Raw genomic sequence first — 14,575 nt, 5'->3', positions numbered from 1 at the left:
GGCAATCCATTCATGGTCAGAACTTGTAGTTGAGACCCGCCGAGTAGGTGCGGCCGAAGTTGACGGTGTTCGTGAACACCTTCGGATCGCTGGTGTACTCGCGGAACGGTTCGTTGGTCAGGTTATGCCCTTGCAGGAACACCGACCAGCCCTGAAGCATGCCACCCTGGAAATCGTAGGAGACCTGGGCATCGGCAATCGTCTCGCCCTTGATGAAGGTGAACTGCGATTCGCTGCGGTAGTCCAGGATCTGGCCGATGAAGCTCGAGCGGCGATAGGCCGCCAGCGACACCTGCAGGCCGTGCTTCTCGTAGTACAGGCGCAGGCTGGTGACGTTGCGCGACAGGCCAGGCAGCCCGATCTCGTCGACCGCACCATTGAACACCGGCGCATTGCTGCCGGTGACGAAGGCGCTGGTCGGCAGGCGCACCGAGGAATCGGTATGCGAATGGTTGACCTGCATGCCGAAGCCGTCGAGCGCGTTCACCACCAGGCCGAACGGCAGGTTGGCCGACAGCTCGATGCCGCGCATGATGCCGCCCTGCCCGTTCTGCGGCATGGTCAGGAAGCCGATCGTCGAGCCGGCGTACTGGCCGGTGGTCGGCAGCGGCGTGCTCGGGCTGGTGTACTGGGCGAAGTCGAACATCTGCGGTGCGTTGATCACGTAGTTGTCGAGCTTCTTGTAGAACACCGCCGCGCTGACATACCCCTTCTTGCCGAAGTATTTTTCGTACGACAGGTCGAGCGCGCGCGCTTCATACGGCTTGAGTTCCGGATTGCCGGCGAAGCCGGTCAGCGCCGGGTCGTCGGCGGTGGCGCTCTGCAGGCCGAAGTTCATGCTGGCCTTGAGGTTGTCCAGGTTGGCGCGCGAGACCTGCTTGCCGGCGCCCAGGCGCAGCAGCTGGTCGTTGCCGAGGTCGAAGGTCAGGTTCAGGCTTGGCAGCACCTTGGTGTAGTCGATGCCGCCGGTCTTGACCACGGCCGGGCAGGTGTCGGTGGTGATGCCGGTGCAGTTGGCCAGGTCGACCTGGTTGCCGCTGGCGCGCTGGCGGGTATCGACCACCTGCACGCCGATATTGCCGCTGTACGGCACCCGTCCCAGGGTGCCATCGAGTTCGCCCATCAGGTAGGCGGTGGTGACCTTCTCGCCCACCGTCCAGTCGCGCGCCAGCACGGTGGCGTCGACCCAGCGGTTCATGTCGTAGATCGTGCCCAGGCTGCCGGTCGGGTCGAAGGACGCGACCGGGATGCCGGTCGGGCCGGCATAGTCGATGCCGGCGCCGGGAATCGGCGCCGTGGCGTAGCCGTCGCCGCCGCGGATCGACAGGCGGCCTTCCTCGCCCAGGCGCGATTTGTCGCGCTTGGTGAAGTTGACGCCGAAGCGCACGGCGGCCAGCGGCCCCCATTCGACATCGCGTTCGGCCGACAGGCGCGCCGCCTGCACCTTGTCGTCGATGGTCGGCAGGGCCACGTAGCCGGCCTGCGGCGACAGCGGGCCGCCGCCCCAGCCGGCGACGTCGGTCAGCAGCGCCACGTTGCGGTCCGAATAATCGAGGCTCGGCGTGAAGCGCACGCTATTGTAGTTGGTGCCATTGAAGCCGCTGTAGCTGATCGAGCCGAGCTGGCTTTCGGGCGTATTGCCCGGCTGGCCGGCGATGGTCTCGAAGTTGCTGATGCGCTTGGTGCCCTTCGAGTACGACAGGTCGTTCACGATGCGCCATTCGCCCACCTTGAGCTCGTTGTTCACGCCGACCGACAGCAGCCGGTCCTTGTTCGAGAACATGTGGTTGCGCACGTCGCCCTTGTAGTTGCTGAAGGTGCCGGCGGTGACGATGCCGTTCTCGATGGTGGCGTCGGTCAGCACGGCGTTCGGGTCGTAGATGCCGGTGCCGCCGACGATGGCGCCTTCGAGGCCGGTCTTCTTGGTCGCTTCCTCGCCGCGCGAGTAGAACAGGTCGGCCGTCGAGCGGAACTTGTCGTTGGGGCGGAACTGCAGGGTGACCGAGGCGCCGTCGCGTTCGGCCTTGCGGCGCGAGGTCTCGGCCATGAAGCCGTTGATGGCCTTGACGGTCTGGCCGTTGTAGTCGATGTCGGCAGTGTTGGCGCCCCAGCTGTCGAATTTCAGCTCGCCGCCGTTGTCCTGCTTGAACGAGGTCAGGCCGACCGACAGGCCCAGCTTGCGGCCGAAGAACTGGTCGACATAGGTCAGCGTCTTGCGGTGGCCCGAGCCGAGATCCGAGCCGGAACCGAAGCCGATGCGTTCCTTGCGCGCATTGGCCGCGAACATGCGCTTGCCGAAGTCGAGCGGGCGCAGGGTGCGCAGGTCGATGGTCGAGGCCAGGCCCTGGCCGATCAGGCTCGCGTCCGGCGTCTTGTAGACCAGCACGCTGCCGGTCAGTTCGGACGGGAACAGGTCGAATTCGGGGCTGCGCGCGTCGCTGGTGGAGGCTTGCTCGCGGCCGTTGAGCAGCGAGCCGTTGAAGGTCGGCGACATGCCGCGCACGCTGACTTCGGTCGCCTTGCCGTTGATCTTGCTGCGCTGGGTGGTCACGCCCGACAGGCGCGAAATCGACTGGGCGACGGTGGTGTCGGGCAGCTTGCCGATGTCCTCGGCGGATACCGCTTCGACGATCGAGGTGGCGTTGCGCTTGATCTCGATGGCCGCCTCGATGCCGCGCCGGATGCCGGACACGTTGACGGTGGCGATCGGGGCTTCGCCGGTCACCGTGGCCGCCGGACGGACGGCGTCTTCAGGGTCCTGGGCGCCGGCTTCCTGCGCGTGCAGCGGCGCCGCCATCATCATCAACAGGGCGCAAGCCCCTGCAACCGGATGCAACTGGAAAGCCTGGCGCCGCGCGCCATCCCGACGTGTCGTCATTGTCTGTCTCCTGATGTTGTTTTAATCCAGCTTGATGCTGGTTGGGTGCGATGGTCCAATAACACGCGGGCGAGGTCAACGCGGCGGCTGAAGCGAATCTGAAGATTGATCGCCACGCCGGCGCCGCGCCACACTGGTAAACTCGCGCCATGAAAATTCTCATGATCGAAGACGATCTCGCCATCGGCCAGGCGTTGTTGTCGGTATTCCAGGACGAGGGCCACACGGCCGTCTGGCTGCGCCTGGCGGCCGATGCCGGGACCCGCATCCGCGACGAAGCGTTCGACGCGGTGGTGCTCGACCTCGGCCTGCCCGACGGCGACGGCAACGACCTGCTGCGTATGCTGCGCGCCGACGGCGTGCGCCTGCCGGTATTGATCATCAGCGCGCGCGACAGCCTGCAGGACCGCCTGAAGGGCTTCGACCTGGGCGCCGACGACTACCTGATCAAGCCGTTCGAGATTCCCGAACTGCTGGTGCGGCTGCGCGCCATCGTGCGCCGCGCCCACGGCACGCTGGAAGAAAACCTGTGGACGGCTGGCGACATCGTGCTCGACGAGAACCGCATGGCGGTGACGCGCGGCGGCCAGCCGGTGACCTTGTCGAAGACCGAGTTCGCGCTGCTGCTGACCCTCATGAAGCAGGCCAACCGGGTCTTGACGCGGGTCGAGCTGGAACGACGCGCGCTGCCCGCCGCGGATGGCCAAAGCGGCCAGAGCCAGACCCTGGACGTCCACATCTTCAACCTGCGCAAGAAGATCGGCGAAGGCGTGATCCGCACCGTGCGCGGCGTCGGCTACATGGTGCAGCAGGATGCTTAGCCGGCTCGCCAGCAGGCAGTCGTCGCTGTTCCAGCGCCTGATGTTCAGCTTCGCGGGTGTGATCCTGGGCGTCGCGGTGATCGGACTGGCGTGGGTATTCCTCGAGGCCAAGGCCACCCAGCGCAGCCGCACTTTCAGCGAGAACAAGGCGCACACCGCCAATATCCTGGGCCACCTGTCGGATGTCGGGCCGAATGTGCAGCGCATGCTGCCGGTCCTGGAGGAGATCGAGGCAAATCGGGTGCGCATGTTCCGGGAACTGGATTACCACTCGCATGTGCGGGTGCGCGTCTGGCTGCACGGCCGCCTGGTCTACAACTCGGCGCCAGAGCTGCCGGACCGGCTGCCGGAAGTCGCCACCCGCGCTGCCTATGCCTGGGTACGTTGGGAAGCGCACGACGCGCTCCAGGGCATCGTGGTCGAGCGCAGGCACGAAGTCGACGACGAATGGATGTTCTCGATCGGCGGCGTCGGATTCCTGCTGTCCTCGACCATCTTCAGTCTGCCGCTGCTCCTGATTCCCGCCTGGCTGATCGTCGGCATCGGCCTGCGTCCGCTACGCACGATCGCGTCAAACATCGCCCAGCGCTCCGACGGCGACCTGACCCCGCTGCCCGATTCGCCCTACCGCGAACTCTCGCCGCTGGTGGACGCGATCAACGGCCTGATGGCGCGCCTGTCCCAGCGCATCGAACACGAACACGAGTTCCTGACCGATGCCGCGCACGAACTCAAGACGCCGCTGGCGGCGATCCAGATCAACGCCCACGTGCTGCTCAGCCGCGCAGGCAACGAGATGGCCGAGCGCTGCGCCGAACCGGCGGCCGGCCTGAGAAGCGGCGTCGCGCGCGCCACCCACACGGTGCACCAGTTGCTGGCGCTGGAGCGGGCGCGCGCCGAGCCGCAGGTCGACCATCCGCGCCCGCAGACCGACGTCGCCGAATTCGTGCGCGACCGGGTGGCGGCGGCGGCCCACCTGGCGGTGCAGCGCAATATCGAGATCGAGTTCCACGCCGACGCCGACGGCAGCGTGCCGCTGCACCTGGAAAGCATGGCCTCGGCGGTCGATAACCTGATCAGCAATGCGATCAAGTATTCGCCGCAGGATGGCCGCATCGCCGTGCGCCTGACGCGCATCGGCCACATCTATCGCCTGGCGATCGGCGACCAGGGGCCGGGCATCGCGCCGGAGTTGCGCGACCGGGCCTTCGAGCGCTTCTACCGGGTGCCGGGACAGGAGCAGTCAGGCAGCGGCCTGGGACTGGCGATCGCCGAACGCGGCGCGGCGCGCAATGGCGGCATCATCGTGCTGTCGGATGGCGAAGGTGGCCGCGGCCTGACGGCGACCATCGAGTTCGCCGGCGCCGCGGCGTGATCATGTGATCGGCCCGCGCCCCCGGCACGTCGTATCGATAGCGCAAGCACACTTGGGTTCCCGCCTGCGCGGGAACGACGTGCGGGAGGCGCAGGCCGAGAGTGAAGATCGTCAGCCCGCGAGAAACGGCAGCACGCGTTCCAGCAACGCCTCCGGCGCCTCTTCGGCGATGTAGTGCCCGCAGGGCAGCGCCCCGCCATGCACGTCGTCCGCGACCCGCTTCCACTCCGCGAGCGGATCGAAGCAGCGGCCCACCACGCCCTGTTCGCCCCATAGCGCCAGCAGCGGCATCGCCAGCCGGCGTCCCGCATCACGATCGATCCGGTCGTGTTCCAGGTCGATGCCGGCGGCGGCGCGGTAATCCTCGCAGATGCCGTGGGCCGCGCCCGGCAGGGCCAGGCAGCGCTGGTATTCAGCGAGCGCGCGCGGATCGAACGGCGCCAGGCCGGCGCTGCGCTTGCCCATCACGTCGCGCGCGTAGGCGGCGGGGTCGGCCTCGATCAGGCGCTCGGGCAGCGGCGCCGGCTGGATCAGGAAGAACCAGTGCCAGTAGGCGCGCGCGAATGCTTCCGACGTCTGTTCGTACATCGCCAGCGTCGGCGCGATGTCCAGCAAGGCCAGCCTCTCGATCGCCTGCGGATGATCCAGCGCCAACCGGTGCGCGACACGCGCGCCGCGGTCGTGGGCCAGCACCCTGAAGGTCTCGAAGCACAGCGCGCGCATCACGGCCAGCACGTCGGCCGCCATCGTGCGCTTGCTGTAGTTGGCGTGATCAAGCTCGCCCGCGGGCTTCGAAGAGTCGCCATAGCCACGCAGGTCGCAGGCCACCAGCGTGAAGCGTTCGGCCAGGCGCGGGGCCACCTTGTGCCAGATGGCGTGGGTTTGCGGGTGGCCGTGCAGCAGGAGCAGCGGCGGGCCGGAGCCGCCAGTGACGGCATTGATCGTGATCGACGGGGCTACCTGCACCTGCAGGGAACGGAAACCGGAGAATAGCGGCGTCATGGTATCTCTTTCACGTTCTGTTCGCGCGCGGCGCGGCGCATGCGCGCGCGGCGGTCGGCGGCCAGCAAGGCCTGCTCGACGCGCAACCGTGCGCCGTAGCGGATGGAATGCACGCCCACCGCGAACGTGCCGAGCGCAACCGCCGGGAGGAAGAAATCGGGGAAATCGAGTCCATCGACGTAGGCAATCGCGCGCTCGGGCTTGCGCGGATGATGGCGGATCGTGATCCGGTCCCCAGGCTGGCGGTTCTCGAAGCGCGCCTGGATGACGGCGCGCGATGGGTCGCAGCCGGCATCGGTCATGCGCGACGTGGCGCTGCGGGCCGATTCGAACTGGCGGCCATCGACCTGATAGCGGTAGGCCATCTTGATGCACCAGCTGGTCGACCGGCCGCCGCGCTTGTACAACTCGCTCCTGGTGACTTCGGCGCTGGTCTTCGGCCAGGACCGCGCATCGAACTTGTCGTGGATGCGCAGCGCCATCCAGATCGCCAGCGGCAGCGCGAGCGCGATCAGGAACCAGCCCAGGAGCACCTGAAACTGGGGATCGTGCGGGATGGCGGGTTCGGTGTGTGGCTGCGTGCTCATGGATGGCTACTGTAGCACGGGCCTCGGCGCTGCAGGCCGGGCTGCTAGGTGCGCCGATGCCCATTTTATGCCCACCGCTTAATCACACGCGCGTGCTTACAAGAACCTGACATTTCGACAATTGTTGTAAAGACGCATTGAGCGGTTTTAACGAATTGACACTCTGCATCGTGCTGCGCAGTATGAACTGGAGGACAACACCTCGCCCTTTCCCAGGACCACCGCCGTAGAACAAAAAAGGAATCAGCACCATGCAGAAAGCCAGGACGGAAAAGACAGCACTCGCACTTGCCATCGCCACGCTGTGCGCGGGGTTCGCCCACGCCCAGGAAGCCACGCCACAGGCCGCAACCCCAGCGGAGACGGCAAGCAATGCCGCCACCGTGGTGGTCACCGGCACCCGGGTCGCCAACCGCACCGCGCTCGACACCGCCGCACCGGTCGACATCATCGCGGCCGACACCCTCAAGAATGCCGGCAGCACCGAGATGAACCAGGCGCTGTCGCTGGCCCTGCCCTCGCTGAACTTCCCGCGGCCTTCGATCACCGACGGTACCGATACCATCCGCCCCGCCACCCTGCGCGGCATGGCGCCCGACCAGACCCTGGTGCTGATCAACTCCAAGCGCCGCCATGCGTCCTCGCTGGTGAACGTGAACGGCTCGATCGGCCGCGGTTCGGCGGCGGTCGACCTGAATACCATCCCGACCGCGATCGTGAAATCGGTCGAGGTGCTGCGCGACGGCGCCGCGGCGCAATATGGTTCCGACGCCATTTCGGGCGTGGTCAATATGCGCCTGCGCACCGACCGCGATGGCGGCGAAGCGAGCGTGACCTATGGCGCTCGCAAGACCGAATACGACTTGTGGAACGACGTGGCCCCGGCGGGCGCTACCTGGTCCGGCCCGGATTCGCGCAAGCGCACCGACGGCCAGACCGCCACCGTCAGCCTGTGGAAAGGCCTGGCGCTGGGCGAATCGGGCTTCCTGACCCTGGCCGCCGAATACCGCGACCAGCACCGCACCGAACGCACCGGCTACGATATGCGCCAGCAGTACCCGCGCGTGAACGGCGGCTTCGACCCGCGTGAGAACACCATCAACCGCTTCAATGCCTGGACCGGTGAGCCGGAACTCGAGCAATCCACCCTGTTCGCCAACGCCGGCAATGACCTGGGCGGCGGCGTCAAGGTGTATGGGTGGGCCAGCTACCAGGACCGCGACGCCACCTCGGGCGGCTACTTCCGCCCGCCGCAGGATGCGCGCAACATCCCGTCGATCTATCCGGACGGCTTCCTGCCGCTGATCTCGCCGACCGTCAAGGATTTCTCGATGACGGGCGGCGTGACCTGGCAAGCCGGCCAATGGGATATGGACGCCTCGCTCGGCTACGGCAAGAACAAGATGGAGTACACCATCGAGAACACCCTGAACCGCTCGCTGGGCCCGACCAGCAAGACCGAGTTCTATGCCGGCGGTTATTCGTACGACCAGGCGGTGTTCAACCTGACCGGCGTGCGCAGCATCGAGCTGGCTTCGCTGTCGTCGCCGCTGAACGTGGCGGTGGGGGTCGAGGCGCGGCGCGAAGGCTATGAGCTGTTCGCCGGCGAGGAGCAGTCGTGGAGCTATGGCGGCGAAGTGCTGCCCAACGGGACGCCGGCCGCGCCGGGCGCCCAGGTGTTCCCGGGCTTCCGTCCCGCCAACGAAGTCGACGCCCATCGCAATGCGGTCGGCGCCTTCGTCGACCTGGAGGCGAATATCACGCCCGAACTGCTGGCCTCGGCGGCGGTGCGCGCCGAAAAATATTCGGACTTCGGCAACAGCGTGGCCGGCAAGCTGGCGCTGCGCTACGACTTCACCAAGTCGTTCGCACTGCGCGGCGCGATCCAGAACGGTTTCCGGGCGCCGTCGCCGCAGCAGCAGAACTTCACCGCGACGTCCACCAACTTCATCAACGGCGTCCCCTACGAGATCACCACCTTCAAGCCGTCCGACCCGGTGGCCGTGGCGCTGGGCGCCAAGCCGCTCGACGCCGAGGAATCGGTGAACGCCTCGCTCGGCGCCGTGCTGCGCCTGGGCGCCGTGAGCGTGACGGTCGACGCCTACCGCATCGACATCGACGACCGCATCATCCTGTCCGAGAACCTCACGCAAGCCAATGTGCGCGACTACATTGCCAGCCAGGGCTTCATCGGCGTGGGCGGCGGGCGCTTCTTCATCAATGGCGTGGACACCACGACCAAGGGCGTGGACGTGGTGATCAACTGGGCGCATAACGCGGGGGCAGCGGGCCGCTTCGACTTCACGCTGGCCGGCAACTACACCGACACCGAAGTGACCAAGGTGCCGGTCACCGCGCAACTATCGAACCTGAGCCCGGCGCCGGTGCTGTTCGACCGTGTGAACGTGCTGTCGCTCGAGAAGGGCCAGCCGAAGAACAAGATCAGCGCAAACGTCAACTGGAAGCTGGGCCCATGGGGCGCGACCCTGCGCGCCACCCGCTACGGCGAGGTGCTGTCGCCGGGCACCACGGCGGCCTTCGACTTCGAGCTCGGCGCCAAGACCGTGGTCGACCTGGAAGGACGTTTCGCCGTCACGCCCAAGCTGACCCTGGCGCTGGGCGCGGACAACGTCTTCGACCAATATCCCGAGACGCTGCCGCCGGCGATCAACACCACCAGCAATATGCCGTTCTCGACCTATGCGCCGTTCGGCCGTTCGGGACGGTATATCTACGGCCGCGCCACCTACGCGTTCTGACGATTATCGTTCCAGCACCTCGCCCAGCCTGCGGGCGAGGAAGTCCACCAGCGCCGCCACCCGCGGCGCCAGGGCGCCCTGCTTGTAGAACACGGCCCACACTGGCTGGGTCCACGGCAGGGTGTGCTCTTCCAGCACCGGCACCAGCCTTCCCGCCTCCACGTCGGAGCGCACCAAAAACTCGCCCATCGACCCGATACCCGCGCCATGCAGGACCAGGTGGCGCACCGTCTCGCCGCTCGATGCCAGCACCTGCGGCGTGACCGTGTAGCCGTCGCCGCCGGCGTGCAGCAGCGGCCAGGTATTGAGCGACGCCGGCGCGGTGAAACCCACGGTGCGGTGCTGGGCCAGTTCGGCCGGCTCACGCGGCACGCCATGACGTTCGATGTAGGAAGGCGCCGCCACCACCCGCAGCCGGCCGGTGCCCAGGCGCCGCGCATTGAGCGTCGAATCGGGCAGCGCGCCGATGCGGATCGCCAGGTCGGCCCTTTCCTCGATCAGGTCGACATAGGTTTCGCCGCTGGTCAGTTCCAGTTGCACCAGCGGATAGGCTTCCAGGAAGTCGGGCAGCAGGGGCGCCAATAAATGGTCGAAGGCGGGCGTCGACGCGTTGACCCGCACCAGACCCGAAGGCTGCGAACGGCGCGCTTGCGCCTCGGCCTCGGTATTGGCCAGGTCGCGCAGGATGGCGCGCGCCCGCTCGAGCAGCCAGGCGCCCTCCTCGGTCAGTTGCAGGCGCCGCGTCGTGCGGTGCATCAGCGTCATGCCGAGGCCATCCTCGAGCCGCGAGATGGTGCGTGACACTCCTGAGGGCGTCTGCCCCAGGCGCTCGGCAGCAGCCGAGAACGAGCCGGAATCTATGACGGCGACAAATACAATCAAGGCATCGACATCGATCATTGATGACTCCAGCTCAAAAGTCCATTGTACAGCGGCCACTTTTTCCTTGCGCCGAGGCACGGCACACTGCTTGCCTGTCTTGGACTCCACCGCATTCATACGGCAACAACAAGGAGAATCGTATGCCACTCGCACTCTGGGCGCTCGCATTGAGCGCCTTCGCCATCGGGACGACCGAATTCGTGATCGTCGGCCTGATCCCCACCATCGCCGCCAGCCTGGATGTGTCGGTGCCATCGGCCGGCCTCCTGGTCAGCCTGTACGCGCTGGGGGTCGCCATCGGCGCGCCGGTGCTCACGGCGCTGACCGGCAAGGTACCGCGCAAGCAGCTGCTGCTCGCCCTCATGGTCCTGTTCACCCTCGGTAACCTGGTGGCCTGGATGGCGCCGAACTACGAGGCCCTGATGGCCGCACGCGTCCTCACCGGCCTGGCGCACGGGGTGTTCTTCTCGATCGGTTCGACCATCGCCACCAGCCTGGTGCCGAAAGAGAAAGCCGCCAGCGCCATCGCGCTGATGTTTACCGGTCTCACCGTGGCCCTGGTCACCGGCGTGCCGCTCGGGACCTTCATCGGCCAGCACTTCGGCTGGCAGGCCACCTTCCTGGCGGTGTCGCTGCTGGGCGTGATCGCGATCGTCGGCAGCGCGATCCTGGTGCCGGCGGATATCGCCGGCAGCAAGCCGTCGAACCTGCTGACCCAGCTCGCGGTACTGAAAAAACCGCGCCTGCTGCTGGTGTACGCCATCACCACGCTCGGCTACGGCGGCAGCTTCATCGCCTTTACTTACCTGGCGCCGGTGCTGCAGGAAGTCTCGGGCTTCGCGGCGTCCACCGTCGGCCTGGTGATGCTGGTGTACGGCGTCTCGGTCGCGGCCGGGAATATCTGGGGCGGCAAGCTGGCCGACCGCCACGGTCCGGTGCGCGCGCTGCAGATCGTGTTCGCGCTGCTGGCCTTGGTGCTGCTGGTGTTGACCTTCACCGCGCCCAGCAAACCGCTGGTGCTGCTCACGGTACTGGCCTGGGGTGCGGTCGCCTTCGGCAACGTGCCCGGCCTGCAGGTGTATGTGGTGCAGCGCGCCGAGGTGGATGCGCCGCGGGCGGTGGACGTCGCCTCGGGCCTGAACATCGCCGCTTTCAACGTCGGCATCGCGCTGGGTGCCTGGGGCGGCGGCCTGATCGTCGCCAAACTCGGCCTGATGGCCACGCCGTGGATCGGCGCCCTGGTGGTGGTCGGCGCCCTGCTGCTCACGACGCTCGCGGGCTGGCTCGACCGGCGCGATGGCGTGCCGGCCAAGGCGGCCGTGCGCGGCGCCGTCGCCACCCACTGATTTTTACGAAAGGACACCATATGAACATGCCACAACTCGGTCTCGGAACCTTCCGCCTGCAAGGCCAGGCCGCCATCGACTCGGTCGCCACCGGCCTCGCACTGGGCTATCGCCACATCGATACCGCCCAGATCTACGGCAACGAAGCGGAGGTTGGCCAGGCGCTCGCCGAGTCGAACGTCGCCCGGCGCGAGGTCTATTTGACCACCAAGATCTGGACCGAGCACCTGGCCGCCGACCGGCTGACCGCCAGCCTGAAGGACAGCCTGCGCAAGCTGCGGGTGGAACAGGTCGACCTGACCCTGATCCACTGGCCGTCGCCCGGCGCCGCCGTACCGGTGGCCGAATCGATGCAGGCCTTGCTGGCGGCGCGCGACGCCGGCCTGACGGACGCGATCGGCATCTCGAACTTCCCGGTGGCGCTGATGCGCGAGGCGATTCAAAGCGTCGGCGCGGCGAACATCGCCACCAACCAGGTCGAACTGCATCCCTACCTGCAGAACCGCACGGTGGCGGAGTTTGCCCGCGGCGCCGGCATCCACATCACGGCCTACATGCCGCTGGCTTATGGCAAGGTGCTGGGCGATCCCGTGATCGGCGAGATCGCGCGCCGACATGGGGCCACGCCAGCCCAGGTGACGCTGGCCTGGCTGCTGGCCAAGGGCTACGCCGTGATCCCATCGTCGACGAAGCGCGCCAACCTGGCCTCCAACCTGGAAGCGCCACAACTCGTGCTGTCCCTCGATGAGCGCGCCGCCATCGACGCGCTCGACAATGGCGGCCGCCTGGTCAGCCCCGACTTCGCCCCAGCCTGGGACTGAGGGAATTGCGGCCTACTGGTCGAGCTCCGGATAGCGGCGGAAGATGCCTTCCTGGTTGAACGGAATCCGCCGCTCGGACGCCAGGTAGGCCGCGATGTTCGGCCGCGCGGCGACCCGGTCGCGCAGGCCGGTGAGTTCAGGATGCTCCTGCTCGATCTTCTTCATCGCGTTCGGGAAGGCATAGCGCAAGCCGTCGATGACCTGGAACAGCGACAGGTCGGCATAGGTCAGCTTGTCGCCGGTGAGGTAGTCGCGCGGTTCCGGGTTGGACAGCAGGCGCGCGAAATAGGCCATGAACTTGGGGATGCGCGCCTCGACGAAATCGGCCGAACGGCGCAGCGCCTCGGGCTTCTGGTCTTCGTAGTACAACGCGGACGCGATCGGGTGGTGGCTGTCGTGGGCCTCGGTCACCAGGTCGGCGATGGTCAGCTGCAGCTGGTGCACCCACAGGCGGCCCGGATCGGTGCGCGGCGCCAGGCCATGCTGCTCGCCCAGGTAGAGCAGGATGTTGGCCACCTGGCCGATCACCAGCTCGCCGGCCTTCAGGAAGGGCGGCGCGAAGGCCGGGTATTCCTCGACCTCGAGCGCCGCCATCAACAGATCGACGCCGCCTTCGCGGCGCGCCACGTCGACGTAGTCGGCGCCCGCTTCTTCCAGCGCCAGACGGACGAATTCGCCGCGGCCCTGGATGGTCGGCCAATAAAACAGTTCATACGCCATCGGTTGCCTCCAATGCTGGTTGGTTCCGGCGCATTATCGATGATGAATGAAGAAGCGTGGCGCGCCGCAAACATGGTAGTCTTGTCGTGCATGCCTAAAAACAACCATAAGTCATAACGTCCAGAGAGAGCATCATGACCGACCACGTCCGCCTTGGTTCCCCACTACTATTTGCACTGCCTCCGGGCACGAGTTAGCAATTCGGCACATAATTGCACAGCGGAATTGTTTCTTGCCATTGCGCTGAGCATGGTCCACCATCCCGTGGTGGGCAGGAGTACACGTCCTTTTAAGCCGAATGGAGCGCTCGATGATCTTCGCTCGATTGACCCAACGCTGGCATGCGCTGCGCTATTGGCGCGAGCACCAGTCCCTGTCCCGCCTGAAGCTGCTGCGCCGTCTTGAAAACGCGCCCGACGACGACCTGTTCCGCCGCGTGAGCGGCCGCGACTACCTGGCGCGCGGCCTGGGCGTGCGCGAGCGCATGCGCTGCGTGCTGGCCCATTACCGTTTCGAGGACGCGATCTTCAACGGCGCCTACCGCCAGGCCGTGCACCACGACGGCCTGGTGCTGTGGCAGCACGAGGAGGACGGCGGCAGCTTTGTCCTGCGGCTCGAGCATGCGCCGCGCATCGACCCGGAAGGCGAGCTGACGCTGTCCCTGCTCGCCGACGGCAAGGTGCTGCACCGCCTGTCCTGGACCTGGGTCGAGGGCGCGGTAGTCGGCGTCGACCTGCCGGTCGTCCCCTTCGTCACCCGCAACGCGGGCCTGTGGCGCGACGCCGGCGGGGCCTTCGAGGCCTTCGAGCGCGTATTCCCCAATAATTCGCCCAGCTTCTTCTGCTTCGCCGCCCTGCAGGGTGCGGCCCAGGCGCTGGGCTTCGACCGCGTGGTGGCGGTGCGCGGCAACGCCCACGTCGCCTACGAGGCGGCGCAAGACAAGGCCTTCGAGAACGGCTATGACGGTTTCTGGCGCATCCTGGGCGGCGCCGAACTGGATGCGCGCAGCTTCCTCGTGCCGCTGCCGTTCTACCTGAAGCCCTTGCAGGACATGCCGTCCAAGCACCGCAAGCGCGCGGCCCAGCGCCGCGAACACTGGCGCGCCATCGGCGACGCGGCGCGCAGCGTCCTGCTGCGCCATATGCTGACGCCGGCCGCCGTCGCACCGGCGCCGGCCGAAGCGCCGTCGGCCGCCAAGGCCTGATCGGCCGCAAACAGCCTGCCGTCGCAGGCTTGCCAGATTCACCACGGCCGCGCGCGGCCGTGGTACACTCGCGCCTTCGCTAGGGGTCCTGGAACTTTGTTCCGGGTGAGAGATACCCTTCGTACCTGATCTGGATAATGCCAGCGAAGGAAAGCGCAAAGCAGCACCCCCATTCGTTTG

Annotated in this window: 11 protein-coding genes and 1 riboswitch; of the genes, 6 read left to right on the top strand and 5 right to left on the bottom strand. The window is 66.9% G+C overall.

Annotation, left to right across the window (positions count from 1 at the left end):
• Nucleotides 1-16: 16 nt before the first annotated feature.
• A complete protein-coding gene (locus Q9246_RS10065; RefSeq protein WP_306397413.1) occupies nt 17-2,878 on the bottom strand; it encodes a TonB-dependent receptor in 2,862 nt (953 codons plus the stop codon).
• Nucleotides 2,879-3,039: 161 nt separating this feature from the next.
• Between Q9246_RS10065 and Q9246_RS10060 the strand changes: the two genes are divergently transcribed.
• Nucleotides 3,040-3,699, top strand: coding sequence for a response regulator transcription factor (locus Q9246_RS10060; RefSeq protein ID WP_306397412.1), 660 nt, complete (start codon nt 3,040-3,042; stop codon nt 3,697-3,699).
• Nucleotides 3,692-5,074, top strand: a complete 1,383-nt coding sequence (locus tag Q9246_RS10055) for an ATP-binding protein (RefSeq protein ID WP_306397411.1) — start codon at nt 3,692-3,694, stop codon at nt 5,072-5,074. The genes Q9246_RS10060 and Q9246_RS10055 overlap by 8 nt, the downstream gene beginning before the upstream one ends.
• A 111-nt stretch (nt 5,075-5,185) precedes the next feature.
• Here the strand turns inward: Q9246_RS10055 and Q9246_RS10050 are convergent, their stop codons facing one another.
• On the bottom strand, nt 5,186-6,076 hold the full coding sequence (locus tag Q9246_RS10050) for an alpha/beta fold hydrolase (protein ID WP_306397410.1): 891 nt from the start codon (nt 6,074-6,076) through the stop codon (nt 5,186-5,188).
• On the bottom strand, nt 6,073-6,663 hold the full coding sequence (locus tag Q9246_RS10045; protein ID WP_306397409.1) for a DUF3592 domain-containing protein: 591 nt from the start codon (nt 6,661-6,663) through the stop codon (nt 6,073-6,075). Before Q9246_RS10045 ends, Q9246_RS10050 begins: the two co-directional genes overlap by 4 nt.
• A gap of 251 nt (nt 6,664-6,914) precedes the next feature.
• Between Q9246_RS10045 and Q9246_RS10040 the strand changes: the two genes are divergently transcribed.
• Nucleotides 6,915-9,422 carry a TonB-dependent receptor plug domain-containing protein gene (locus Q9246_RS10040; RefSeq protein ID WP_306397408.1) on the top strand — a complete coding sequence of 836 codons (2,508 nt, stop codon included), beginning with the start codon at nt 6,915-6,917 and terminating at the stop codon, nt 9,420-9,422.
• A gap of 3 nt (nt 9,423-9,425) precedes the next feature.
• Here Q9246_RS10040 and Q9246_RS10035 read toward each other — a convergent pair whose 3' ends face one another.
• Complete coding sequence (locus Q9246_RS10035) at nt 9,426-10,322, bottom strand: LysR family transcriptional regulator (protein ID WP_306397407.1); 897 nt, start codon at nt 10,320-10,322, stop codon at nt 9,426-9,428.
• A 122-nt stretch (nt 10,323-10,444) separates the two neighbouring features.
• Between Q9246_RS10035 and Q9246_RS10030 the strand changes: the two genes are divergently transcribed.
• Together Q9246_RS10030 and dkgB are read left to right on the top strand one after the other, a co-directional pair.
• Nucleotides 10,445-11,650: an MFS transporter gene (locus tag Q9246_RS10030; RefSeq protein ID WP_306397406.1), complete on the top strand. Its 1,206-nt coding sequence runs from the start codon at nt 10,445-10,447 to the stop codon at nt 11,648-11,650.
• 20 nt (nt 11,651-11,670) lie between these two features.
• Complete coding sequence (dkgB, locus tag Q9246_RS10025; protein WP_306397405.1) at nt 11,671-12,471, top strand: 2,5-didehydrogluconate reductase DkgB; 801 nt, start codon at nt 11,671-11,673, stop codon at nt 12,469-12,471.
• 12 nt (nt 12,472-12,483) lie between these two features.
• On the opposite strand, the gene Q9246_RS10020 is transcribed toward dkgB, so the two are convergent.
• Nucleotides 12,484-13,191 carry a glutathione S-transferase gene (locus tag Q9246_RS10020; protein WP_306397404.1) on the bottom strand — a complete coding sequence of 236 codons (708 nt, stop codon included), beginning with the start codon at nt 13,189-13,191 and terminating at the stop codon, nt 12,484-12,486.
• Between the two features lie 310 nt (nt 13,192-13,501).
• Between Q9246_RS10020 and Q9246_RS10015 the strand changes: the two genes are divergently transcribed.
• Nucleotides 13,502-14,395 (top strand): DUF535 family protein, encoded by an 894-nt coding sequence (locus Q9246_RS10015; protein ID WP_306397403.1) that lies wholly within the window; start codon nt 13,502-13,504, stop codon nt 14,393-14,395.
• A 71-nt stretch (nt 14,396-14,466) separates the two neighbouring features.
• Nucleotides 14,467-14,564: riboswitch (TPP riboswitch) on the top strand.
• Nucleotides 14,565-14,575: the final 11 nt, after the last annotated feature.

The sequence above is a fragment of the Telluria beijingensis genome (genome assembly GCF_030770395.1).
Taxonomy (GTDB): Bacteria; Pseudomonadota; Gammaproteobacteria; order Burkholderiales; family Burkholderiaceae_D; genus Telluria; species Telluria beijingensis.
The sequence above is the reverse complement of the archived record's forward strand: the minus strand, read 5'-3'. Positions and strand labels throughout refer to the sequence as shown.